The organism is Pseudomonas sp. BS3767 (assembly GCF_900099665.1).
In the GTDB taxonomy this organism is placed as follows: Bacteria; Pseudomonadota; Gammaproteobacteria; order Pseudomonadales; family Pseudomonadaceae; genus Aquipseudomonas; species Aquipseudomonas cerasi.
In genome coordinates this window covers 166,107-188,084 of sequence record NZ_FNCX01000010.1, presented here as the reverse complement: position 1 = coordinate 188,084, position 21,978 = coordinate 166,107, and the positions used below count along the sequence as shown (strand labels likewise).

Here is a 21,978-nt window from a genome sequence, read left to right as displayed (position 1 = left end):
CCAGCGCTACACGCCAAGGGTGCTTATTGCACCCTTTCGCATTTCTGAACGCCGGCTTTACGCCCGCTTACTGCGAAACCGCAACCAGCTCGATTTCAAATACCAGCGGTGTAAACGGATCGATCAGATCGCCAGCGCCCTCGGCGCCATAGGCCTGATCCGAAGGAATGACCAGACGCCATTTAGCGCCGGTCGGCATGTTCTGCAAGGCGCTGGTCCAGCCGCTGATCACACTGTCGAGCCGGAACCACTGAGGCTGGGTGCTCTGATCGAAGATCGTGCCGTCCGGCAAACGACCGACGTAACGCACCTCAACCCGGCCGTCGGCACTGGGCTTGGGGCCGGTGCCAGGAGTCAGCTCGGTCATGAGAATCCCGTCAGCCAGCACCTTCACACCCGGCTTGGCCTTCTCGCTGTCCATGAACGTGCGCTCGGCCTTGAGGGCCGCCTCGGTCGGCGCATCCGTACCGGCAGTCTCGGCCTGAGCGATAGCGGCATCATGCTCGCGCAGAATCTGGTCGATGCGCTCCTGCTTGAGCGCCAGCGGCTTGCCCTGATAAGCCTGCTGCAAGCCTTCCACCAACGCCTTGAGGTCCAGGTCAGGGACTTCCTGATGCAACCGCTCGCCAAGGCTTGCGCCCAGGCTATAGGCGAGGTCGTGGCCGTCACTGGACGCAGGTGGCGACTCGGCGGCTTGAGCCAGGGGTAGCAAGAGGAACAACGACGTTAACAGGTAGCGCGACATTAATGCTCTCCGGCCTGGGAAGGCAGCGATTATGCCTGCGCCAGCGCGAGTAGTGACGAGTCTTGTGACGTGAATTTCACAATGCCTTTGCATCGTGCCGAGCAATCATTTCTCTCAGTATGCAACAGGGACCCATGGATGCTGTCAAGATGCCCTAGCGGCGATGCGCGCAGAAGCCTAGTATGAGCCGCAATTTCGTCACCCAGGAGGTAAGTCATGTCGGCCAAAAAGAAGCCAGTAAATACTCCGTTGCATTTGCTCCAACAATTATCGGGCAGCTTGCTTGAACATCTGGAAGACGCCTGCTCCCAAGCCTTGGCTGATGCCGAGAAACTGCTCGCCAAGCTTGAGAAACAACGCGGCAAGGCGCAGGAAAAACTGCACAATTCCCGCATCAAACTGCAGGATGCTGCCACCGCCGGAAAATCCAAGGCGCAGGCCAAGGCCAAAGGCGCCGTGTCCGAGCTGGAAGAGTTGCTGGACGCTCTCAAGGATCGTCAGACCGAAACCCGCACGTACATCCTGCACCTCAAGCGTGATGCCCAGGAAAGCCTGAAACTGGCCCAGGGTATTGGTCGCGTAAAAGAGGCGGTCGGCAAGATCCTGACCACTCGCGATGCCAAGCCTGTCGCGCCTAAAGCCGTCGCCAAGGCACCTGTTGCCAAGACACCTGCTGCCAAAGCCCCCGCAAAAACTGCAGCGAAAGCGCCGGTTAAAGCGGCCGCCGCCAAGCCAGTCATCAAAGCCGCAGCCAAGCCTTCCGCAGTTGCCAAGCCAGCGGTCAAAACCGCTGCTGCCAAGGCCCCGGTAAAAGCCGCCGCCAAACCTGCCGCCCGCACGACTGCAGCAGCCAAGCCTGTCGCAGCCAAGACCACTGCCACCAAGCCGGCTGCCGCCAAGCCGGTTACCGCCAAGCCTGCTGCAGCCAAGACCACTGCCACCAAGCCGGTTGCGGCCAAGCCGGTTACCGCCAAGCCTGCTGCAGCCAAGACCACTGCCACCAAGCCGGTTGCGGCCAAGCCTGCCGCCACCAAGGCGCCGGCTGCCAAGGCCACCGCCAGCAGCGCTGCCAAACCTGCAGCAGCAAAAGCAGCGGCCGCCAAGCCTGCGGCGAAAGCGCCTGTGAAAGCGCCCGTCAAGGCACCGGCCAAAGCACCGGCCAAGGCACCTGTGAAAGCAGCAGCCAAGCCTGTCGCCAAACCTGCGGCGAAGCCAGCCGCCGCCAAACCGGCCACGCCAGCGCCTGCTGCTGCAGCCAAGCCGACGACGCCTGCACCTGCTGCGCCAGCCGCCGCACCGGCAACCCCTGCCAACGGCGCAACGCCAACCAGCGCTTCCTAAGTCTGGTCGACGGCATGTCCAACCGCGATGCGCAGCACATCCAGCGCATCGCGGTTTTTTTCTGCATCCCCTTCGGCAAGTTCGAGCAGCCACTCCTCTGCATTCCTCGCCTCACCTGCCGGCCAATCCCCGGTCAGTGCCTCAAGCTTTATCATCAGGCTCTGTTCGGCCTCCAGTTCCAGCGCCTTGACCTTCATCCGTAATGTAGTCAGCAACGCATCTTCAAGCGCAGCAATGCGCCATTGGTTGCGCAAATCCCGTAGCGGACGCACCACATCGTCATGCCAGGGTGTCGCCAACTGCTTTATTTGCGCGACTCGCTGAGCGTTGCACGCCACGTCGCGCGTACCCAGCCACACCCCGCAAAGCACCATGCACACGTTGGCCCCGTTGGCTTGCAGCGTCAGACAAGCCTGTTCCACACCCGGTCGGGCGTAGAAATCGAGGGTGAAACTCCAGAGCGCTGAAGGCATAGTGATCCACCTGTTCAGGACGAAGCTGGTAGACTCCGCCGCCATTATGATTCGACTTCAAAGCCTTACCTTACAGCGTGGTCCGCAACGTCTGCTAGAAGACGCCGAGCTGACTCTGCACGCCGGCCATAAAGCCGGCCTGATCGGTGCCAATGGCGCCGGTAAATCCAGCCTGTTTGCCCTGCTGCGTGGAGAGCTGACGCCGGATGCCGGCGACTGCCTGCTGCCCGCCGACTGGCGTATCGCGCACATGCGCCAGGAGGTCGACACGCTCGAACGCCTGGCCGTGGATTACGTGCTCGATGGCGACGAGCGCCTGCGGGAAGTACAGAGCTCGCTGGCCGAGGCCGAAGCCGCGCAGGACGGCGCCGCTCAGGCACGTCTGCATTCGGAGCTCGACAGCGCCGACGGTTACACCGCCGACGCACGCGCTCGCAAGCTGCTGGCCGGGTTGGGCTTCACCAACGAACAGATGGAACGTCCGGTCGGCAGTTTCTCCGGTGGCTGGCGTATGCGCCTGAACCTGGCGCAGGCATTGATGTGCCCCTCGGACCTGCTGCTGCTCGACGAACCGACCAACCACTTGGACCTTGACGCCATTCTGTGGCTTGAAGACTGGCTCAAGAGTTACCCCGGCACCTTGCTGCTGATTTCCCACGACCGGGATTTTCTGGATGCCGTGGTCGATCACATCGCCCATGTCGAGCAACGCAAGATCACCCTCTATCGCGGCGGCTACAGCGCGTTCGAGCGGGCCCGTGCCGAACGTCTGGCGCAGCAGCAACAGGCCTACGAAAAGCAGCAGGCGCAACGTGCGCACATGGAAAAGTACATCGCACGCTTCAAGGCCCAGGCTACCAAGGCCCGTCAGGCACAAAGCCGGATCAAGGCGCTGGAGCGCATGGAAGAGCTGTCGGCCGCGCACGTCGACTCACCGTTCAACTTCGTTTTCCGTGAGTCCGACAAGATCTCCAGCCCATTGCTGGACCTGTCCGACGCGCGCCTGGGTTATGGCGACAAGACCATCCTCGAGAAGGTCAAGCTGCAACTCACGCCCGGTGCACGCATCGGCCTGCTGGGTCCGAACGGCGCAGGCAAGTCGACGCTGATCAAAAACCTCGCCGGCGAGCTCGAGCCGCAAAGCGGTCGGCTGGTGCGTGGCGAAAACCTCACCGTGGGCTACTTTGCCCAGCATCAGCTCGACTCACTGGACGCCAAGGCGACCCCGTTGCTGCACTTGCAGCGCCTGGCACCGACCGAGCGTGAACAGACGCTGCGCGATTTCCTTGGCGGTTTCGACTTCCGTGGCGCGCGCCTGGATGAGCCGGTGCTGAATTTCTCCGGTGGCGAGAAAGCCCGCCTGGCGCTGGCACTGATCGCCTGGGAAAAGCCCAACCTGTTGCTGCTCGATGAACCGACCAACCACCTCGACCTGGAGATGCGCCTGGCGCTGACCATGGCCTTGCAGGAGTTCGGTGGTGCGGTACTGGTGGTGTCTCACGACAGGCACTTGCTCAAGAGTACGACCGATGACTTCCTGCTGGTGGCCGACGGCCGCGTACAGGAATTCGACGGCGATCTGGATGACTACACGCGCTGGCTGGCCGATTACCGGCTGCGCAACGCGCCGGTCAGCAACACGCCCGTCAACGCCGACAAGACCGACAAGAAAGCCCAGCGCCAGCAGGCAGCGGCCTTGCGTCAGCAACTGGCACCGCACAAGCGCGAAGCCGACAAGCTGGAGCGTGATCTCGGGCTGGTGAATGAAAAACTCGCCAAGGTCGAAGAAGCGCTGGCCGACAGCACCAACTACGAGGCTGCCAACAAGGACAAGCTACGCGATCTGCTGGCCGAACAGGCCAAGCTGAAAGTGCGTGAATCCGAGCTGGAAGACGCCTGGATGCAAGCGCTGGAACTGTTGGAATCAATGCAGGCCGAACTGGAAGCATTGTCGTGAGCGGGGCAGGGAAGTGATGGACATGTTGGGCTTGCCGGTATCCGCGTACTGGCTTGAACCGCTGCTGGTGGGTGCGCAGATTCTGCTGATCCTGTTGGCCGGTTACGTACTGCAACGCATCGTCGGTGGTTTTCTGACCGGTCTGGGCGAGCGTTATCCGTTGCCGCCAGAATTGCTGGTCCCGGTTCGCGGCGGCCTGCGCTGGTTGATCATGGGCAGCGCCTTTGTTCTCGTCCTCGGCCGACTCGGGGTATCGGCTACGGTGCTGTGGACCGCACTGTCCGGCTTCGTCGCCGTAGCGGCGGTGGCGTTCTTTGCAATGTGGAGCGTGCTGTCGAACCTGCTCTGCGCCATTCTGATCTTCACCATCGGCCCGTTCCGCATCGGTGACATGGTCGAGCTGGTCGATACGCTGGACAAGCCGGGCGTGAAGGGGCGGGTGGTCGCCATCAATCTGATGTTCACCACCCTGATCGAGACCCCGGAAGCCGGTGGCGCGCTGGTCCAGGTGCCCAACAGCCAGTTTTTCCAGAAGTCCGTGCGCCGCTGGCGTGGCAGCGATCTGTTTCCGCAGATGGTGGTTGCAAAGCAGCCGGATGAGCAGGATTAGAAATCGTTAGCCTTGCAAAGCATTAAGCACTAATTTATTGCGCATTCGACTTTGTATGAGGTGCACGATGGCGCTTGAAACGTGGCTGGGCTTTTTTGCGGCCTGCTGGATCATCAGTCTTTCCCCCGGCGCGGGCGCCATCGCTTCGATGTCCTGCGGCCTGCAATACGGTTTCTGGCGGGGCTACTGGAATGCCCTGGGCTTGCAGATCGCGTTGGTGGCACAGATCGCCATTGTCGCGGCAGGTCTTGGCGCAGTGCTGGCGGCCTCGGATATGGCGTTCACGCTGATCAAGTGGTTCGGCGTCGCGTATCTGGTCTATCTCGGCATCAAGCAATGGCGCGCTTTGCCAGCCGACCTGGCCGATGAATCTGCCGTGCGCCCGGTGGGCAAACCGATGACGCTGGTCTTTCGCGGCTTTCTGGTGAATATCAGCAACCCCAAGGCACTGATCTTCATTCTGGCGATCCTGCCACAGTTCATCGACCCGGCCGCTCCGCTGCTCATCCAGTACGCGATCATCGCAGCGACCATGGTGGTGGTCGATCTGATCGTGATGGCGGGCTACACCGGGCTGGCATCCAAGGTGCTGCGCCTGCTCAAGACGCCTCGCCAGCAACGTCGCATGAACCGCACCTTCGCCAGCCTGTTCGTAGGCGCGGCAGGTTTCCTCGCGACGTTGCATCGCGGTACGGCCTGAAACGTGTCGATCTCGAGCCCTGAACAGACATACGTTCTGTTCAGGGCGATTGAAGGCCGAACGTAAGATTCTGTAACAAAAATAGACCTCGACTATTGAGTAGTGCCGTTGCGGCGTTAACAATGCAACGCTTCGCATTCCCGTCGAGATTCTGCAATGCCCGTCCGTTCTCGTTTTCTTGCCTGGTTACTGTTGCCGCTTCTGGCGCTGGGCAGCTGCATTGCGCTGGCCGACCCGGTCGAGGGTGCCGCCCAGGCGCTGCATCTGCTGGATTACCTGGGGGCCGATTACCCGGCGACCGTGGCGGACGGCAAGGTTGTGGACACCGTCAAGTATCAGCAGCAGGTCGATAACCTGACTGCGTTGCAGGGCCTCGTCGTTGCCTTGCCGCAACGCGCCGAGCGTGATGCTCTGGAGCAGGCGGTAAACCAGCTGAAAAGCGCTGTGGCAAGTCGACAGGACGCTGCGCAGGTCACTCGTCAGGCGCGGCAGTTGAGTGCGAAGCTCGCGCTTGCCTACGAGGTCAGTCAGGCCCCGGCCATTACGCCGGACCCCACCCGTGGCGCGCCTTTGTACGCCCAGCATTGCTCGGTGTGCCATGGCGACAGCGGTGCAGGGGATGGACCGGCAGGTATCGGCCTGGAACCGCCACCCTCGAACCTGCGGGATACTGCGCGGCTGGATCGCCTGAGCCTCTACGACCTCTACAACGCGACCGGGCTAGGCATTGCCGGCACCGATATGCCCGCGTTCGCCGACCAGCTGGACGATCGCCAGCGCTGGGACATCGCGACGTATATCGCCAGCTTCAGCGCACAACCGGTCGCCCAGCCTGCCAAGACCTTCAACCTCGCCGATCTGGCTCGCCAGACACCAGCCGAAATCCAGGCTGCCGAAGGTCCGGACGCTACCGCCACCTTCCGGGCCCAGCGCGCGCAGCCACCTCAGGTACAGCGCGGCCCGGCGCAACTGCTGGATTACACCAGTGTAACGCTGGACAAGAGCCTGGCAGCCTACAAGGCCGGTGATCGCGAGCAGGCCTATGATTTGTCGGTCGCGGCGTATCTGGAGGGTTTCGAGCTGGTCGAAAGCTCGCTGGATAACGTCGACGCCAATGTGCGCAAGGACACTGAAAAGAGCCTGATGGCTTACCGGCAGTCCTTGCAGGACAGCATGCCGCTACCTCAGGTCGCGCAAAAACTGGAAGCAGCCAAAGGCAAGCTCAAGGAGTCGGCGGACCTGTTGGGCAGCGACGGCCTGAGCCTGTCGCTGAGCTATATTTCGGGCCTGCTGATCCTGCTGCGTGAAGGGCTGGAAGCGATTCTGGTACTGGCGGCGATTCTGGCGTTTCTGCGCAACACCGGCCAGCAGTCTGCCGTACGCAGCGTCAACATCGGCTGGGGTCTGGCGCTGCTGGCCGGGCTGGCCACCTGGGCACTCGCGGCGTATGTCATTGACGTCAGCGGCGCGCAGCGTGAATTGCTGGAAGGCGCCACCGCGCTGTTCGCCAGTGTGATGGTGCTCTGGCTCGGGGTGTGGATGCATGATCGTCGTCACGCCGCTGCGTGGCAGGACTACGTCAAAAGCAGTCTGGTCGGCGGCGGCGGTCGTTTCGGCTTCGCGGTGCTGGCGTTCTTCTCGGTGTATCGCGAGTTGTTCGAAGTCATCCTGTTCTACGAAACCCTGTGGCTGCAGGCCGGACCGGCCGGGCACGATGCCGTGCTGGCGGGGGGTGCCACGGCGCTGGTGCTGCTCGTAGGCCTGGCGTGGGTCATCCTGCGCGGCTCGGCGAAGCTGCCGCTGTCGCTGTTCTTCGGCATCAATGCTGCGCTGCTCTGCGCACTGTCAGTGGTGTTTGCCGGTCACGGCGTCAAGGCGCTGCAGGAGGCGGGGATATTCGGCACAAGGCCGGTGCCGTTCTTCGAGTTCGACTGGCTGGGCATTCACGCCGACCTGTACTCACTCAGCGCACAGGCCATCGCCTTGATCGCCATTGCAGTGCTGTACGGCAGAAGTCGTCTGGCCGAGAAGCGCAGGCTGCAAACGGCAGGCTGACGTTTTGCCTGCCAGGGACAAGTGGTGCTCACCGCTTGTCCCTGCTTCCCCCCCAGCGTTGTTGCGATTCGCCGTCTTACTTTCCCGCCCTGTACAAAAAACCACCTGTTACTTCTGCCAGTAGACGCCCTTTTTCTTCAGGCCTAGTGTAGCGAAACGCCAACTCGGCTATCGGGTACTGGCGCATTTACCTGACAACGGGGTGGGTGATGGCCAAGTATGAGATTCGGTTGTGGGCTGAAGACATTGAGGAACATGACCATCCTGAAATAGCCATTGAATTTTATGAAAACGATGACCTGCAAGAACACGCCTGGGTCAGGCTGCACCCGCAGGGAAAACACAAGATTCGCGGCGAACTGGGCAGGGATGAGGAAGTGCTGACGGCTCTGGCGCTGGCCTTCAGGAAAAAGGTGGCTGAGTTGGCCGATTGGTAACTCTACCGTTGATAACCTGAGGCACGGCGGGCAATAAAAAAGGTTCGTTCAAACGAACGAACCTTTCAATTTGACACCGACCGATCACGTCACTCAGGATCAACCGGCTTCTTCAACTTCGGGTTCGGGAAGAACTGCACGCCCTGAACCTTGGGATCAGCCGGTTTGACCACCGCCTTGTTGACCCGCGTACCCAACTCCTTCGGTATCGAAATACCCTGCTCGTTGAGCGTGTCGCTGTAACCGCAACTCACGCACTCGCGATGCGGCACGTCGTTTTCGTTCCACATCATCAGTTTGTCAGGCTCGCTACACGCCGGGCAAACCGCCCCGGCGATGAAGCGTTTCCTGGTAATGACTACCGGGGTATCGGTCATGCTGCCGCATCCTCACTCAAGCCACTGTGACGCAACAATGCGTCAATCGACGGCTCGCGTCCTCGGAAGTCGACGAACAGCACCATCGGTGCCTGCGAACCACCACGCGCCAGAATGGCTTCGCGGAAGGCGCGTCCGGTTTCAGCGTTGAGCACACCGTCTTCCTCGAATTTCGAGAACGCATCGGCGGACAGTACCTCGGCCCACTTGTAGCTGTAGTAACCGGCTGCGTAACCGCCTGCGAAGATGTGTGCGAAGCTGTTCGGGAAGCGGTTATAGGCAGGCGGACGCATCACTGACACTTCGTCGCGAATGCCTTCCAGCACGTCCAGCACGCTGCGGCCGTCGCCATGCGTGGCATGCAGCTCGAAATCGAACAGCGAGAACTCCAGCTGACGCACCATCATCAGGCCGGACTGGAAGTTCTTGGCGGCGAGCATCTTCTCCAGCAGATCCTGCGGCAGAGGCTCGCCGGTTTTGTAATGACCGGAGATCAGCGCCAGGCCCTCGGGCTCCCAGCACCAGTTTTCCATGAACTGGCTCGGCAACTCGACGGCGTCCCAGGCCACGCCATTGATACCGGATACCCCGGCATGCTCGACGCGGGTCAGCAGGTGATGCAGGCCGTGACCGAATTCGTGGAACAGCGTGGTGACTTCGTCATGGGTCAGCAGCGCAGGCTTGCCGGCAACAGCGGGTGTGAAGTTGCACACCAGATTGGCCACCGGGCTCTGCAACGTGCCTTGCGCCGTACGGCGACGGTCGCGCGCGCCGTCCATCCAGGCACCACCACGCTTGTTGGCGCGGGCATACAGATCGAAGAAGAAACGCCCGACGTGCTGGCCGTTTTCCTTGATCTCGAACAGACGAACATCCGGGTGCCAGGTGTCGAAGCCTTTCTGCTCGGTAATCTCGATGCCGTACAGGCGCTGAACGATGGTGAACAGGCCGCCAAGCACCTTATCGACAGGGAAGTAGGCACGCAGGATTTCCTGGGAAACGCTGTAGCGCTGCTCGCGCAGCTTCTCGCCGTAGAAACCGCTGTCCCAGCTTTGCAGATCAGGGCAGCCCTGTTCGGCGGCATAAGCCTTGAGCTGCTCCAGATCCTGGGCAGCAAAAGGCTTGCTGCGCTTGGCTAGGTCACGCAGGAAGCTCAGTACCTGGTCGCTGGACTCGGCCATCTTGGTCGCCAGGCTCAGCTCGGCGTAGTTCGCATAGCCGAGCAATTGCGCGAGTTCCTGACGCAGGTCGAGGATCTGCTCCATGACCGGTGTGTTGTCGTTCTTGCCCGCGTTCGGGCCTTGATCCGACGCGCGGGTGGCGTACGCCGTATAGACTTCTTCGCGCAGTGCGCGGTCTTCGGCGTAAGTCATCACCGCGTAATAGCTCGGGAATTCCAGCGTGATCAGATAGCCTTCCAGATTCTTTGCCTTGGCAGCGGCGGCCATCTGCTGTTTGGCAGAATCGGTCAGGCCGGCGAGGGCGGACTCATCGGCGACCAGCTTGGTCCAGGCCTGAGTGGCATCGAGCAACTGGTTGGAAAACTGGCTGCCCAACTCCGACAGTTTGCTCTGCACTTCGGCGTAACGCTTCTGCTGCTCGGGCGGCAGATCGATACCGGACAGGCGGAAGTCACGCAGCGACTGCTCCAGAATGGTCTTCTGGCCAACGTCGAAACTGGCGGCCTCTGGACCATTGGCCAGGGCTTCATAGGCCTGGAACAGCGCGCGGTTCTGGCCCATCTCGGTGGAGTAGGCGCTCAAGGCCGGCAGGCAGGATTCATACGCTTCGCGCAGCTCGGCGCTGTTGCACACGGCATTGAGGTGGCTGACGGGGCTCCAGGCAGCGCCCAGGCGGTCGTTCAGCTCGTCCATGGTCAGCACCAGCCCGGCCCAGGTCGGTGTCGAACCCTGTTTAGCGAGGATGTCGGCAATCGCGGCACGGTTATCCGCCAGGATCTGTTCGATAGCAGGTTTGACATGCTCGGCACGAATCGCCGAAAAGGGTGGCAGGTCGTACGATTGCAGAAGAGGGTTGTTCGCGCTCACGGTTTTGCACCTTGCCTTGAAGAAACACTCAGCCATCTTAATTACAATCGACGCCGACCGCAGCAACCAAACCCGCTCTGCACGCCTATCACTGCCAAAGAAGGAGCCTATCGTGGCCATTCGCAAGTTTCAGGAGCACACCCCAGCCCTCGGCGAACGGGCCTTTGTCGATCATTCAGCGGTGGTTATCGGTGACGTCGAAATCGGCGCCGACAGCTCCGTCTGGCCGCTGACCGTGGTACGCGGCGACATGCACCGCATCCGCATCGGCGACCGTACCAGTGTGCAAGACGGCAGCGTGCTGCACATCACCCACGCAGGCCCCTTCAACCCGGACGGTTTCCCGCTGCTGATCGGCGACGAAGTGACCATCGGCCACAAGGCCATGCTGCATGGCTGCACAATCGGCAACCGCATCCTGGTCGGCATGGGCACGACCATCATGGATGGCGCGGTTGTCGAAGACGAAGTCATCATCGGCGCAGGCAGCCTGGTACCGCCCGGTAAAGTGCTGGAAAGCGGCTTTCTGTACGTCGGCCGCCCGGTCAAACAGGTGCGTGCATTAACCGACAAGGAAATCGCCTTTTTTCCGTACAGCGCCACTAATTACGTGAAGCTCAAGGATCAGCATCTGGCGGAGGGGTTTGATAAGGGTTGAGGCCCGCTATTAATACTGCGCTCTGCACTCAGTCGACCTTCTATTCTGGCCGAAGGCCTTAGGAGCGAGCCGGGCGACGCTTCGCTTGTTCGCGAAGACCGCGGTTCAAACGCGCTTTGTGTGGGCGCTGTACCGACCTCTTCGCGAGCAAGCTCGCTCCCACAAGGGATTCAAGGCATCAACGCCCGCAGCGCCGCCTTGCGCGCCTCGGCAGGCATCGCGCCCAGCTTCTCCACAGACCGATAAAAGGCCTGCCAGTCGCCATTCACCTGCCTGAACAACGCCTCGAAGGCTGGCACCCATTGATCGTAAAGACCAAAAGGCAGCAGCTTGGCGTTGTTCATCGGGCTGTTGATCCAGGCATCGAAGCGCTTGTCGCCTGCCCATTGATCATCCCGCAACGCGCGGTAATCACGGCGCATCCGCTCGAATTCTTCAGCCTTGCGGGCGCGCATCACCTCGGCCGACAGCGGCTGGCGATACAACGCCTTGAGCCGCTCCCGGGTATCGAGCACCAACCGGGTAAACTGATCACGCCGCGCCGACTGCGAAACACTCTCCGGCGGTAATCCCCGCGCCGCACGCCATTGCCGCGTACCTTCCTGCTCGACGAAACTGGCGTAGGACTCGTTGAACTCCGTGTCGTCCTTCACGTAAAAACGCTGATGCGCCAACTCATGAAAAATCAGCGTGGCCAGACGCTCGTCACCCCAGCCCATCATCGAACTGAGAATCGGATCATTGAACCAACCCAGCGTCGAATAGGCTTCCACGCCACTCAAATACACATCCTTGCCCGCCTGCCGCTGCAACGCCGCCTCGCCACGCGCCCCGCCAGGGCTGTAATAACCGCGATACGCCACACACCCAGCGATTGGAAAACAGTGCGTGACCGGCTCCAGCGAGAACTCATCCGTCGCGAACACATTCCACACCACATAAGGGCGGCCCAGGTCCGCATACAGGCGGTAACTCTTGTTATCCGGCAGATGCAAATGCTCACTGGCAAACGTCCGCGCCAACTGCGACCGGGCCAGATGCTGGCGCAAACCTGCATCCCGAGTCGGGTCAGCCACGATCTTCTCCACCGGCTCACGTGCCTGCAGCAACTGCCACTGCCCCTGAGCCAGCTGCCCGTAGTAGGAAACGCTGGAGCAGCCGGCAAGCAGCGTGACGGCCGTCAGCGCTGGCAGGTGTCGAAGGCGTGGCAGGGAGAATGTGGCCATGAAGGAAGTGCTTTGGTGGCTTGGGTACGGTGATGTTATGCAGGAGGGGAGTGGGGATGTGCAACTGTTATGAGGATTGAAGGTTACAGAGACTCAAACCACGGACGAGCTGGAACGCACCAAGCTGTGCGCCTGTGTAAAAAGCTATTTTCATTAGACACAAACAGAAAACCCACCGTGCAGGTGGGCTTTAGGTATTGCTATATCATCTGTCCGTGGGGGGAGGCATAAGCCAGCTAGGCCCTCGGCAAGTGGGCAGACTATAGGGAGATTTGCAGTTGTCGTCAATGTCAGGTTTAGAGGTCGCAAAGGCCATCAGATTGTCCATTTCCTCTGCCCGGATTTCGACGTATGAGAACGCAGCGCGCGCTGTGGGCCGGGGTCTTGATGAGGCCATCACTTTGTATGCCTGGAACGCCCTCGTCTCTGCAGCGTTCCTTACACCGCTACACCTGTGCGAGGTGATTGTTCGTAACGGTGTTGCAGACGCAATCGCTTCGGTTTACGGCCCCGAGTGGCCTTGGAGTCCCGGCTTCGAGCAAAGCTTGCCCAATGTTACAGGTCCGGTTTTCAAGCCAAAACAAGAGCTTGCAAGAGCCAGACAGAAATGTGGAACAACCGGGGCCGTTATTGCGGAGTTGAAATTCGTCTTTTGGGAAAAAATGTTCACAAAACGGTTTGAAGGCCGTATCTGGACTCCTTATCTATACCGCTTTTTTCCAAACCTCGAAAAGTGCTTCACTGTATCTGCCCACCGAGCAAAGATCGCGGCTGATCTCGAACAAATCCGATTGCTTCGAAATCGAATTGCTCATCATGAACCAATCTTTTCACGAAACCTGAGAAGCGATTTTGCCGTTATCCAACGCTTGACCGAAACACGCTGCGCAGTTTCTGCAGACTGGATGACTGGCCAACAGCAGGTCATGTCAACGGTTGCCACTAAACCTTTTTAAACAGAGGTACACCTCGGTGCCAAACCGTCTTCTGATACTGATAACCGCACTCACTCTAGCCACCCTCGCCGGATGCGCCGGCCCCTTGCCCACCGTCAATCCGGACATGGCGTGGGTCGACATGCGCACCATCACCGGCCAGTTGATCATGGGCGACAAGCTCGATGGCAAGAACACTTACGACGGCCGCTACTTTCAGGTGACGCCGGGCAGCCATGAGTTGCAGGTGCGTTATGACTACGAGTACCGCTCGGGCGGCATGGGGATGATCGGCGACGAGTACACCGAGATCACGTGTTACGTCAGTGTTCGTTACGACCACTTCGCTGCCGGGCAGCGTTATGTGCTGGAGGTACGCTCACTGGCGAACAGTGTCGATGCCTGGCTTTACGATGCAGAGCGCAAGGTGGTGGCCGAGGAGGAAGAAGAGGGCGGGGTGCACTGCATCTGATCAGCGACCGTTGAGCTGATAGATGATTTTTTTCGTACCGTTGTCACAGCTGCCGACGATCATGCTGGGATCGGTGGCCTCTTCGTTGCCAACAATTTCCAGCGTGTAGGACGTGACGTTGTTGGCCTGGATCTTGGCTTCGATTTCAGCCTTTAGTTCTTCGCAGGATTTCGGTGCCGCCAGGGCGCTGGTTGCCAGCAGGGTGCAGGTCGCTGCCATAATAAAACGTTTCATGCTCGACTCCTGATCGTAATCAAACCATGCGTCAACCAACGCATGACCGATGAAGCAAGCCAGCTTTATACAGCAGATACAGGAGCGCACAAGGCGCCCCCGCAAGGCTGGCTGTGAATCAGCTCAGCAATGTAGCGTCCAGGGTGATCTTCGCGTTCAGTACCTTGGAAACCGGGCAGCCTTCTTTGGCCTGCTTGGTCAACTCGTCGAACTTCTCCTGGGTCGCGCCTGGCACTTTGGCCTTGAGGGTCAAATGCACAGCGCTGATCGCGAAACCGCCTTTTACCTCATCCAGCGACACCTCAGCCTGAGTATCGATGCTTTCAGCAGTCAGGCCTGCACCGCCCAGGATCATGGACAACGCCATCGAGAAACAGCCTGCATGGGCTGCGCCGATCAGCTCTTCCGGGTTGGTGCCTTTGCCGCCTTCAAAACGTGCCTTGAAGCCGTAAGGCGCTTCGCGCAGCACTCCGGTTTCCGTGGAGATGCTGCCGATACCGCTTTTCAGATCACCTTCCCAGTGGGCGGATGCTTTCTTGACGATACTCATGGTGGCTCCTTTTGGAATGAATTTGGATCGTTGCTGTTACAGCATTCTGAGGATAGACGGCTCTGGAAAGTTCAACCGTCGGAAAGACCAACCATTTCAGTAGGTTTTTCTACACTGCCCATTGAAAAGCCGGACTTGCGCCCGCACTGCTGTTTCATCGTGGGCAGCTCCAGCAGCCGGCCCATCACAATTCGAGGAGCTACCCCGGCCTATGAAACGTTTGGCAGATGTAAAAATTTCCACCCTTGATCTGGTGCCGGTGCGCCACGACAAAGGGCCCGCCGATTCCCTGCGCAACTCGCTCAACCTTGCCCAGCATGTTGAAAAGCTGGGTTACAACCGCTTCTGGGTGGCCGAGCACCACAACATGGACGGCATCGCCAGTTCAGCGACCTCGGTGCTGCTCGCCTACCTGGCAGGCGGCACGTCGACCATTCGTGTCGGGGCTGGCGGGATCATGCTGCCCAACCACGCGCCGCTGGTGATTGCCGAGCAGTTCGGTACCCTGGCCAGCCTGTATCCCGGCCGCATCGACCTGGGACTGGGCCGCGCTCCGGGCTCCGACCAGATGACTGCGCGTGCCTTGCGCCGCGAGCGCTCCGGCAGTGCCGATGACTTTCCGGATGATGTCACCGAGCTGATGGAATACCTGGGGCCGCGCACGCCTGATCAAAAAGTGATCGCCGTACCCGGTTCAAACACCAACGTGCCGATCTGGCTGCTGGGCTCGAGCCTGTTCAGCGCCCAGCTGGCAGGCATGCGCGGCTTGCCGTATGCCTTCGCATCGCACTTTGCACCGCGTTACATGCACGAGGCGATTCGCGTGTATCGCAATCACTTCCAGCCATCGGAAGTGCTCGACAAGCCTTATGTGATGCTCGGGGTGCCCCTGTCGGCGGCCGACACGGACGAGCACGCCGAATACCTGGCGACGTCGGTCTATCAGCGCATTCTGGCGTTGATGCGTGGGCACAGCCTGATGCAGCGCCCGCCTGTCGAGTCGATGGACGGCCTGTGGCTGCCACACGAGCGTGAAGCCGTAGCAAGCTTCCTGGGGCTGGCGATGGTGGGTGGCCCGGAAAAGATTCGCGCCAAACTGGACGTGCTGCTCGAGCAGACCGACGCGGACGAGTTGCTCTTCACCTGCGACATGTACGAGCACGAAGACAGGCTGCGCTCTTACGAGATCCTGGCCCAGGTCGCGCACGGCTAAGCGACTTTCCGAATCGGAAAAAACCAGCCAGAAACAGCATCGCCCCAGACTGGATGACAGTCCGGGGCGATGCTGTTCGTGAAACCTGCAAACGGGATTGACCGGGCCAACCGGCCTGAGCCGGGCCTGGCTGGCAATCAACCGCGCTGGTAAACGATTTCCTTGGTGCCGCCTTCGCAGGTGCCGACGACTTGCTTGTCGGCCGCGCTGCCTTTCTCGACCACTTCCAGCGTGTAGGACGTTACGCCCTTCGCCTGAAGTCTTGCGTCGAGTTCACTTTTCAACTCTTCACATGGCTTGCCTGCCGCGAGGGCAGTGCCTGCAATGCTCAGCAAGCCTACAGCCAACAAAAACTTCTTCATGGGTAATCCCTCTCGTCCGGCCAAATGAAGACGCCATCGGAACAGGCGCCCATTGAAAATCCCCACGCTCACACATCGAACGCGTGGCCACATTTGCGTGTAGCGCAGCTTATGGCAATCGGCCAGCCGAAAGGTTCAGATCACCCTCAGCTGTTGGTGATGCGGAAGCCCACTTTCAACGTCACCTGGAAGTGCGCGACTTTGCCGTTTTCGATATGGCCGCGGGTTTCGGTCACTTCAAACCATTCCATCAGGTCGAGGCTTTTGCTGGCTTCAGCCAGGGCATTGTTGATGGCGTCTTCGATAGTGGTCGTGGAAGAGCCTACGATTTCAACTTTCTTGTACGTGTGATGATCCGACATGGCAGTTCTCCTGAGGTCTGAAAAAGACGCGATATAGAGCGCGCTCCCTGCTTCTGTCAGGAGAAGGCGCGCAAAAGTTCAGACCTTTGCAAAAATCCCATCGCACTTTCCAAAAAGCCCGGAGTCCGAAACAACACGCCCACTCATCATTGCAGGAGAAACACCATGGCTACTACGTCACTTCGCAAAGCCTCGTTGCAGAGTATGGAAGCTGAAATCGAGAGCCTCCTGAAGTCCCTCGAGGGCCTGAAAGCCGACGCTACCGACGAGTCGCGCAAGACACTGAAGAATCTGAAAGCCAACGCTGAAAGCGCGCTGAGCCACTCGCGCAGCCTGCTCAGCGATGTCTACGAAGACGTTAAAGAGAAAACCCGCGAAAACGCACTGGCAACCCGCGACTACGCTCAGGAACACCCTTGGACCACCGCCGGCGTTGCGGTAGGTGCCATCGGCCTGATCGCTGCCTACATGCTGTTCAAGCGCGGTAACTGATCAGTTTTTGATCGGTTCCCCGGACCGCTTCAGCTCATTTTTTAACCACTGAGCAAGCTGCTGCGCCCGTCCATCGGCCGCACGTCTGGGTACCCAAAGCGCCAGCTGCGCCGGGGTTTCACTGAACCCCCAAGGCGCAGCCAGGCGACCGGCCTTCAGGTCATCGATGACCAGAGGCTCGGGCGCAATTGCAATGCCAAGGCCCGCCACGGCCGCCTCCAGCAAATAATACAAATGCTCGAAACCCTGCCCGTAACGCAATGACTGCGGATCGATGCCGTTCTGCTGCGCCCAGCTCGGCCACGCCTGCGGACGCGATGTGGTTTGCAGCAACGATTCTTCCAGCAACGTCTCGGCAGGTGCATCGCACAAGCGCTCGAATCGCGCGAAGCGTGGGCTCAACACCGGTCCGATCCGCTCGCTTGCCAGTTCGAATACCTGCATGTCTGCCGGCCACGGCGGCTCGGCAAATATCAGCAGGGCATCAAGACCTGGCCGACGCGGGTCAAGATCACCTTCACCTGCCGACAGGTGCAGACGCAGGTCCGGCAGCTCGGCATTCAGGCGACTCAAGCGCGGGATGAACCAGCGCGCCAGCAGGCTGCCGGAGCAACCCAACACGAACGGCGCATCTGCGCTGCCCTTGCTCAGTTCTGCACACACGCCGCGCAGCCGGTCGAACGCGTCGCCGCTGACATCGCGTAGGCGAATACCTGCATCTGTGAGTTTCAGGCCTCGTCCGTCCTTGCTGAACAGGCTTACACCCAGGTGTTCTTCAAGCACTTTCAATTGGCGACTGACAGCACCATGCGTCACGTTCAGCTGTTCGGCCGCCTGGCTGACACTGCCAAGCCGGGCAGTGCTTTCAAAGGCGCGCAATGCATTGAGGGGAGGGAGGTCGCGGCTCATGATCTGTGAGTTTTCCTGACAAGTTGCAGCGATCTTATCGGTTTTCATCCAGCCTTGCGCTGGTTAAAGTGGACTCATTGCCAATACGGCTCAACCCATTCGCCCAATACTGCAACTGGAGCACTTCATGACCCAGACCAATTTCCGCAGCGGCCCCGACGCCAATGGCCTGTTCGGCTCATTCGGCGGCCGCTACGTGGCTGAAACCCTGATGCCGCTGGTGCTAGACCTCAACCGCGAGTACGAAGCCGCCAAAGCCGACCCGGAATTCATCAAGGAGATGGCCTACTTCCAGCGCGATTACGTGGGCCGTCCAAACCCGCTGTACTTCGCCGAGCGCCTGACCGAGTTCTGTGGCGGCGCGAAAATCTACTTCAAGCGTGAAGAGCTCAATCACACCGGCGCGCACAAGATCAACAACTGCATCGGCCAAGTGCTGCTGGCCAAACGCATGGGCAAAAAACGCCTGATCGCGGAAACCGGCGCCGGCATGCACGGCGTTGCCACTGCTACCGTTGCTGCACGTTTCGGTCTGCCTTGCGTGATCTACATGGGTGCTACCGACATCGAGCGTCAGCAGGCCAACGTGTTCCGCATGAAGCTGCTGGGCGCTGAAATCGTTCCGGTCACTTCCGGCACCGGCACCCTGAAAGATGCGATGAACGAAGCGCTGCGTGACTGGGTGACCAACGTCGACGACACCTTCTACCTGATCGGCACCGTGGCAGGCCCGCACCCGTACCCAGCGATGGTCCGTGACTTCCAGGCCATCATCGGCAAGGAAACCAAAGAGCAGATGCTGGAGAAGGAAGGTCGTCTGCCGGACAGCCTGGTCGCCTGTGTCGGCGGCGGTTCCAACGCCATGGGCCTGTTCCATCCGTTCCTGGATGACGCCAGCGTGGAAATCATCGGCGTTGAAGCGGGCGGTCACGGCGTCAGCACCGACAAGCACGCGGCCAGCCTGAACGGCGGCGTACCGGGCGTGCTGCACGGCAACCGTACCTACCTGCTGCAGGACGGCGACGGACAAATCACCGATGCGCACTCGATCTCTGCCGGTCTGGACTACCCAGGCATCGGCCCGGAACACGCATTCCTGCACGAAGTGAAGCGCGTCGAATACGTCAGCATCACCGATGACGAAGCGCTGGATGCTTTCCATCAGTGCTGCCTGCTCGAAGGCATCATCCCGGCGCTGGAAACCGCTCACGCCCTGGCTGAAGCCATGAAGCGCGCGACCAACCTGCGCGATGATCACCTGATGGTCGTGTGCCTGTCCGGGCGCGGCGACAAAGACATGCAAACCGTCATGAACCATATGGCAGCCGCCGAACACACTCAGGAGCAGCTGGTATGAGCCGTCTAGAACATCGTTTCGCCCAGCTTAAAACCGAAGGTCGTGCGGCGCTGGTCACCTTCATCACCGCCGGTGACCCTGGCTACGACACCTCGCTGAAAGTCCTGAAAGGCCTGCCTGCGGCGGGTGCTGACGTGATCGAGCTGGGTATGCCGTTCACCGATCCGATGGCCGACGGTGTGGCGATTCAGCTGGCGACCCTGCGTGCTCTGGACGCTGGCCAGACCCTGCAGAAAACCCTGCAGATGGTCAGCGAATTCCGTGTCGACGATCAGACCACGCCGATTGTGCTGATGGGTTACTACAACCCGATTCACCGCTTTGGCGTCGAAGCCTTCGTGGCGCAGGCAAAGGAAGCGGGCGTTGACGGTCTGATCATCGTTGACCTGCCACCCGAGCACGACGCCGAGCTGGCGACCCCTGCACAGGCGTCCGGCATCGACTTCATCCGTCTGACCACACCGACCACCGATGATGCGCGCCTGCCGCGCGTGCTGGAACGCAGTTCCGGGTTCGTTTACTACGTGTCGGTCGCCGGTGTGACCGGGGCTGGCTCGGCCACCACCGAGCACGTCACTGAAGCCATCGCTCGCTTGCGCCGCCACACCGATCTGCCGATCAGCGTCGGTTTCGGTATCCGCACACCCGAGCAGGCCGCGGCGATTGCGCGTCTGGCTGACGGCGTGGTCGTGGGCTCGGCGTTCGTCGACAAGATCGCCAGCGCCGAGTCGCCGGAGCATGCCGTCGACGGCGTGCTGACGCTGTGCGCGGCGCTGGCCGAGGGCGTACGTAGCGCTCGTCGCTGAGGGTAAAGTTTCTGATACAGAGGAATCAAAGCCTGAGCGGCAGCTCTATGTAGCAAGACATAAGGGGTTCATGACCAGCGTCATGAACCCCTTTTTGCTGCATTGAGTGAAGCCGAGGAAACACCATGAAACTGCCAAACCGTTTTATCACCGGACTGGGTATCTTGATGATCAGCGCCAGTCCGCTGCTGCAAGCTGCACCACCGGATCAACGCGGTGACGGCCCGGACGACAATCGTGGCGTTCAACAGCCGGGGCCGCAGAGCAATGGCGGGCATAACGAGCGTGGCAATGACCGTGGACCGGGCAATGACAATGGCCGGGGTCCGGACAAAGGCCCGGCCAGCCAGCCAGGCAGACAGGCCCACCAGGACAACCGCGGCGGCAACCGCCCACCGCAGGATTTCGGCCCGGTACGCGAGACCTTCCAGCAACACCGCGACGTCATCGGCCGGGGCCAGCCACTGCCGCCTGGCGTACACATCGCCAAGGGCCGTCCGTTGCCCCCTGGTTACGGCAAACGCCTGGACAGCCGCTCGCTGCAATACCTGCCACATTATGACGGCTACGAATGGCGCCGCCTGGGCACCGACGTCGTACTGATCGCCGTGGGTTCTGGGATTGTTTACGCGATTCTGGATGGTGTGTTGAATTGATGGGTGCTGCTATGCGGAGCGTCAAACAAGGCACTCCCACGCTGGAGCGTGAGGAACGATAATCTCGACTATCGTGCGACGCTCCGCGTCGCATGCCGTTCTGGACGCTCCGCGTCCGATCTTGAGGGCCGCCCAGCGCAGAAACCAGCCCAGCTCAACCCTGCTTCTGGTTAACCCGCGACAAAAACGTCATCAGCGCTCCCGACACAAAATCCGGGTTCTCCAGATTGGCGATATGCCCTGCCTCAGGCACCAGCACGTAAGGGCAGCCGATCAGGCTGGCCATCTCGCGGGTTTCTTCAGGCGGGCGCGGGATGTCCGCATCGCCACACATTACCAGCGTGGTGTCGGCATTCAGTTGTTCGATCAACCCGAGCCGGTCATCACGACCGAAAATCATCCTTCCCAGTGGTACGACGGACTGACGCAACTGCTCGGCATTCATGCTGGCAAGCGCTGCACGAAACGACGTGTACACAGGCGACTGCGGATCAATGCCGGGACGGAAGAAAATCGGTACGACGATATCCAGCAGCGGCTCAGGAAAGGTCCCGACCTCTTCCAGCTTGTCGAGCAACGAGAAGTAATAGGCTTTCTTGGCTTCGGTCTCTTTGCCCAGATAGGTGTCCATCAGCACCAGCCCGGTGATGCGCTCTGGCGCGAGCAGTGCAGCGATTGCGCCCCACATACCGCCGACCGACAGCCCGACGATGCTGCAACGCTCGATATTCAAATGATCCAGCAGCGCCAGCGCATGCCGCGCCAGGTCATCGAGGTTGCGAGTACCTTCGGGAAACCCGCTGGAATCTCCGTGCCCCCACAGATCCGGCACGATCACCCGATACTGGCTGGCCAGGGTATCAATCTGTGCACTCCACATCGCCTTGTCCCAGAGATAGCTGTGACCGAGCACTACCACCGGGCCCGTGCCCTGGTCGGAATAGTGAAGTGTCTTACCGTCGATGAGTAGATCCGGCATTTCTGATGATCCTCTGTTCTGGTC

General features: G+C 60.4%; 25 protein-coding genes. 14 read left to right on the top strand and 11 right to left on the bottom strand.

The genetic code is table 11. The features are described 5' to 3' along the window. Nucleotides 1–67 precede the first annotated feature (67 nt). Complete coding sequence (locus tag BLR16_RS24435; RefSeq protein WP_003367726.1) at nt 68–745, bottom strand: FKBP-type peptidyl-prolyl cis-trans isomerase; 678 nt, start codon at nt 743–745, stop codon at nt 68–70. 216 nt (nt 746–961) lie between these two features. Here BLR16_RS24435 and BLR16_RS24425 point away from each other — a divergent pair, with 216 nt between their 5' ends. After that, on the top strand, nt 962–2,086 hold the full coding sequence (locus BLR16_RS24425) for an AlgP family protein (protein ID WP_074809061.1): 1,125 nt from the start codon (nt 962–964) through the stop codon (nt 2,084–2,086). On the opposite strand, the gene BLR16_RS24420 is transcribed toward BLR16_RS24425, so the two are convergent. After that, nucleotides 2,083–2,559, bottom strand: coding sequence for a TIGR02444 family protein (locus BLR16_RS24420; RefSeq protein ID WP_003351458.1), 477 nt, complete (start codon nt 2,557–2,559; stop codon nt 2,083–2,085). The genes BLR16_RS24425 and BLR16_RS24420 overlap by 4 nt on opposite strands. A 46-nt stretch (nt 2,560–2,605) precedes the next feature. Between BLR16_RS24420 and BLR16_RS24415 the strand changes: the two genes are divergently transcribed. The 5 genes from BLR16_RS24415 (at nt 2,606) to BLR16_RS24395 (ending at nt 8,318) form a co-directional block, all read left to right on the top strand. Beyond that, a complete protein-coding gene (locus BLR16_RS24415; protein ID WP_003432693.1) occupies nt 2,606–4,516 on the top strand; it encodes an ATP-binding cassette domain-containing protein in 1,911 nt (636 codons plus the stop codon). A 16-nt stretch (nt 4,517–4,532) separates the two neighbouring features. After that, nucleotides 4,533–5,126, top strand: coding sequence for a mechanosensitive ion channel family protein (locus BLR16_RS24410; RefSeq protein ID WP_002551363.1), 594 nt, complete (start codon nt 4,533–4,535; stop codon nt 5,124–5,126). A 67-nt stretch (nt 5,127–5,193) separates the two neighbouring features. Beyond that, nucleotides 5,194–5,826 carry a LysE family transporter gene (locus BLR16_RS24405; RefSeq protein WP_003432697.1) on the top strand — a complete coding sequence of 211 codons (633 nt, stop codon included), beginning with the start codon at nt 5,194–5,196 and terminating at the stop codon, nt 5,824–5,826. A 156-nt stretch (nt 5,827–5,982) separates the two neighbouring features. Beyond that, nucleotides 5,983–7,881, top strand: coding sequence for a cytochrome c/FTR1 family iron permease (locus BLR16_RS24400; RefSeq protein ID WP_074809060.1), 1,899 nt, complete (start codon nt 5,983–5,985; stop codon nt 7,879–7,881). A gap of 209 nt (nt 7,882–8,090) precedes the next feature. Continuing rightward, nucleotides 8,091–8,318, top strand: a complete 228-nt coding sequence (locus BLR16_RS24395; protein WP_003367743.1) for a hypothetical protein — start codon at nt 8,091–8,093, stop codon at nt 8,316–8,318. Between the two features lie 89 nt (nt 8,319–8,407). On the opposite strand, the gene BLR16_RS24390 is transcribed toward BLR16_RS24395, so the two are convergent. After that, on the bottom strand, nt 8,408–8,695 hold the full coding sequence (locus tag BLR16_RS24390; RefSeq protein ID WP_003367746.1) for a YheV family putative zinc ribbon protein: 288 nt from the start codon (nt 8,693–8,695) through the stop codon (nt 8,408–8,410). Beyond that, a complete protein-coding gene (gene prlC / locus BLR16_RS24385) occupies nt 8,692–10,779 on the bottom strand; it encodes an oligopeptidase A (RefSeq protein WP_161437945.1) in 2,088 nt (695 codons plus the stop codon). The genes BLR16_RS24390 and prlC overlap by 4 nt, the downstream gene beginning before the upstream one ends. A gap of 76 nt (nt 10,780–10,855) precedes the next feature. Here prlC and BLR16_RS24380 point away from each other — a divergent pair, with 76 nt between their 5' ends. Then, the gene (locus BLR16_RS24380; protein WP_003352238.1) at nt 10,856–11,401 is read left to right on the top strand and encodes a gamma carbonic anhydrase family protein; all 546 of its coding nucleotides are present in this window, start codon (nt 10,856–10,858) and stop codon (nt 11,399–11,401) included. Nucleotides 11,402–11,571: 170 nt separating this feature from the next. Here the strand turns inward: BLR16_RS24380 and BLR16_RS24375 are convergent, their stop codons facing one another. Further along, nucleotides 11,572–12,627: an aminopeptidase gene (locus tag BLR16_RS24375; RefSeq protein WP_054082304.1), complete on the bottom strand. Its 1,056-nt coding sequence runs from the start codon at nt 12,625–12,627 to the stop codon at nt 11,572–11,574. Nucleotides 12,628–12,914: 287 nt separating this feature from the next. Between BLR16_RS24375 and BLR16_RS24370 the strand changes: the two genes are divergently transcribed. Both BLR16_RS24370 and BLR16_RS24365 read left to right on the top strand, forming a co-directional pair. Beyond that, complete coding sequence (locus tag BLR16_RS24370) at nt 12,915–13,583, top strand: hypothetical protein (RefSeq protein ID WP_060708466.1); 669 nt, start codon at nt 12,915–12,917, stop codon at nt 13,581–13,583. A gap of 85 nt (nt 13,584–13,668) precedes the next feature. After that, nucleotides 13,669–14,034, top strand: a complete 366-nt coding sequence (locus BLR16_RS24365; protein WP_161429428.1) for a PA0061/PA0062 family lipoprotein — start codon at nt 13,669–13,671, stop codon at nt 14,032–14,034. Here BLR16_RS24365 and BLR16_RS24360 read toward each other — a convergent pair whose 3' ends face one another. Both BLR16_RS24360 and BLR16_RS24355 read right to left on the bottom strand, forming a co-directional pair. Continuing rightward, complete coding sequence (locus BLR16_RS24360) at nt 14,035–14,268, bottom strand: DUF1161 domain-containing protein (RefSeq protein WP_003367761.1); 234 nt, start codon at nt 14,266–14,268, stop codon at nt 14,035–14,037. A gap of 118 nt (nt 14,269–14,386) precedes the next feature. After that, entirely contained in the window at nt 14,387–14,818 is a 432-nt protein-coding gene (locus BLR16_RS24355) for an OsmC family protein (RefSeq protein ID WP_003367763.1), read from the bottom strand. Nucleotides 14,819–15,029: 211 nt separating this feature from the next. On the opposite strand from BLR16_RS24355, the gene BLR16_RS24350 reads away from it, so the two are divergent. Continuing rightward, nucleotides 15,030–16,031, top strand: a complete 1,002-nt coding sequence (locus BLR16_RS24350; RefSeq protein ID WP_003367765.1) for an LLM class flavin-dependent oxidoreductase — start codon at nt 15,030–15,032, stop codon at nt 16,029–16,031. Nucleotides 16,032–16,168: 137 nt separating this feature from the next. On the opposite strand, the gene BLR16_RS24345 is transcribed toward BLR16_RS24350, so the two are convergent. Together BLR16_RS24345 and BLR16_RS24340 are read right to left on the bottom strand one after the other, a co-directional pair. Next, nucleotides 16,169–16,393: a DUF1161 domain-containing protein gene (locus tag BLR16_RS24345; protein WP_003318454.1), complete on the bottom strand. Its 225-nt coding sequence runs from the start codon at nt 16,391–16,393 to the stop codon at nt 16,169–16,171. 146 nt (nt 16,394–16,539) lie between these two features. Further along, the gene (locus BLR16_RS24340) at nt 16,540–16,755 is read right to left on the bottom strand and encodes a dodecin (protein ID WP_003318455.1); all 216 of its coding nucleotides are present in this window, start codon (nt 16,753–16,755) and stop codon (nt 16,540–16,542) included. A gap of 165 nt (nt 16,756–16,920) precedes the next feature. Between BLR16_RS24340 and BLR16_RS24335 the strand changes: the two genes are divergently transcribed. Further along, nucleotides 16,921–17,247 carry an ElaB/YgaM/YqjD family protein gene (locus BLR16_RS24335; RefSeq protein ID WP_003318456.1) on the top strand — a complete coding sequence of 109 codons (327 nt, stop codon included), beginning with the start codon at nt 16,921–16,923 and terminating at the stop codon, nt 17,245–17,247. On the opposite strand, the gene BLR16_RS24330 is transcribed toward BLR16_RS24335, so the two are convergent. Further along, nucleotides 17,248–18,204 (bottom strand): LysR family transcriptional regulator, encoded by a 957-nt coding sequence (locus tag BLR16_RS24330; protein ID WP_065348757.1) that lies wholly within the window; start codon nt 18,202–18,204, stop codon nt 17,248–17,250. 79 nt (nt 18,205–18,283) lie between these two features. Here BLR16_RS24330 and trpB point away from each other — a divergent pair, with 79 nt between their 5' ends. From trpB to BLR16_RS24315, 3 genes are all read left to right on the top strand, one after another. Then, a complete protein-coding gene (trpB, locus tag BLR16_RS24325; protein WP_003367769.1) occupies nt 18,284–19,513 on the top strand; it encodes a tryptophan synthase subunit beta in 1,230 nt (409 codons plus the stop codon). Further along, nucleotides 19,510–20,319, top strand: coding sequence for a tryptophan synthase subunit alpha (gene trpA / locus BLR16_RS24320; RefSeq protein WP_003432715.1), 810 nt, complete (start codon nt 19,510–19,512; stop codon nt 20,317–20,319). Before trpB ends, trpA begins: the two co-directional genes overlap by 4 nt. A gap of 125 nt (nt 20,320–20,444) precedes the next feature. After that, a complete protein-coding gene (locus tag BLR16_RS24315) occupies nt 20,445–20,975 on the top strand; it encodes an anti-virulence regulator CigR family protein (protein ID WP_044309652.1) in 531 nt (176 codons plus the stop codon). Nucleotides 20,976–21,129: 154 nt separating this feature from the next. Here the strand turns inward: BLR16_RS24315 and BLR16_RS24310 are convergent, their stop codons facing one another. Then, nucleotides 21,130–21,954, bottom strand: a complete 825-nt coding sequence (locus BLR16_RS24310; protein ID WP_074809053.1) for an alpha/beta fold hydrolase — start codon at nt 21,952–21,954, stop codon at nt 21,130–21,132. Between the last annotated feature and the right edge of the window lie 24 nt (nt 21,955–21,978).

Coding starts and splice junctions, on each gene's coding strand:
- BLR16_RS24435 (WP_003367726.1), bottom strand. CDS start 745: ATGTCGCGCTACCTGTTAACGTCGTTGTTCCTCTTGCTACCCCTGGCT.
- BLR16_RS24425 (WP_074809061.1), top strand. CDS start 962: ATGTCGGCCAAAAAGAAGCCAGTAAATACTCCGTTGCATTTGCTCCAA.
- BLR16_RS24420 (WP_003351458.1), bottom strand. CDS start 2,559: ATGCCTTCAGCGCTCTGGAGTTTCACCCTCGATTTCTACGCCCGACCG.
- BLR16_RS24415 (WP_003432693.1), top strand. CDS start 2,606: ATGATTCGACTTCAAAGCCTTACCTTACAGCGTGGTCCGCAACGTCTG.
- BLR16_RS24410 (WP_002551363.1), top strand. CDS start 4,533: ATGGACATGTTGGGCTTGCCGGTATCCGCGTACTGGCTTGAACCGCTG.
- BLR16_RS24405 (WP_003432697.1), top strand. CDS start 5,194: ATGGCGCTTGAAACGTGGCTGGGCTTTTTTGCGGCCTGCTGGATCATC.
- BLR16_RS24400 (WP_074809060.1), top strand. CDS start 5,983: ATGCCCGTCCGTTCTCGTTTTCTTGCCTGGTTACTGTTGCCGCTTCTG.
- BLR16_RS24395 (WP_003367743.1), top strand. CDS start 8,091: ATGGCCAAGTATGAGATTCGGTTGTGGGCTGAAGACATTGAGGAACAT.
- BLR16_RS24390 (WP_003367746.1), bottom strand. CDS start 8,695: ATGACCGATACCCCGGTAGTCATTACCAGGAAACGCTTCATCGCCGGG.
- prlC (WP_161437945.1), bottom strand. CDS start 10,779: ATGGCTGAGTGTTTCTTCAAGGCAAGGTGCAAAACCGTGAGCGCGAAC.
- BLR16_RS24375 (WP_054082304.1), bottom strand. CDS start 12,627: ATGGCCACATTCTCCCTGCCACGCCTTCGACACCTGCCAGCGCTGACG.
- BLR16_RS24370 (WP_060708466.1), top strand. CDS start 12,915: ATGTCAGGTTTAGAGGTCGCAAAGGCCATCAGATTGTCCATTTCCTCT.
- BLR16_RS24360 (WP_003367761.1), bottom strand. CDS start 14,268: ATGAAACGTTTTATTATGGCAGCGACCTGCACCCTGCTGGCAACCAGC.
- BLR16_RS24355 (WP_003367763.1), bottom strand. CDS start 14,818: ATGAGTATCGTCAAGAAAGCATCCGCCCACTGGGAAGGTGATCTGAAA.
- BLR16_RS24350 (WP_003367765.1), top strand. CDS start 15,030: ATGAAACGTTTGGCAGATGTAAAAATTTCCACCCTTGATCTGGTGCCG.
- BLR16_RS24345 (WP_003318454.1), bottom strand. CDS start 16,393: ATGAAGAAGTTTTTGTTGGCTGTAGGCTTGCTGAGCATTGCAGGCACT.
- BLR16_RS24340 (WP_003318455.1), bottom strand. CDS start 16,755: ATGTCGGATCATCACACGTACAAGAAAGTTGAAATCGTAGGCTCTTCC.
- BLR16_RS24335 (WP_003318456.1), top strand. CDS start 16,921: ATGGCTACTACGTCACTTCGCAAAGCCTCGTTGCAGAGTATGGAAGCT.
- BLR16_RS24330 (WP_065348757.1), bottom strand. CDS start 18,204: ATGAAAACCGATAAGATCGCTGCAACTTGTCAGGAAAACTCACAGATC.
- trpB (WP_003367769.1), top strand. CDS start 18,284: ATGACCCAGACCAATTTCCGCAGCGGCCCCGACGCCAATGGCCTGTTC.
- trpA (WP_003432715.1), top strand. CDS start 19,510: ATGAGCCGTCTAGAACATCGTTTCGCCCAGCTTAAAACCGAAGGTCGT.
- BLR16_RS24315 (WP_044309652.1), top strand. CDS start 20,445: ATGAAACTGCCAAACCGTTTTATCACCGGACTGGGTATCTTGATGATC.
- BLR16_RS24310 (WP_074809053.1), bottom strand. CDS start 21,954: ATGCCGGATCTACTCATCGACGGTAAGACACTTCACTATTCCGACCAG.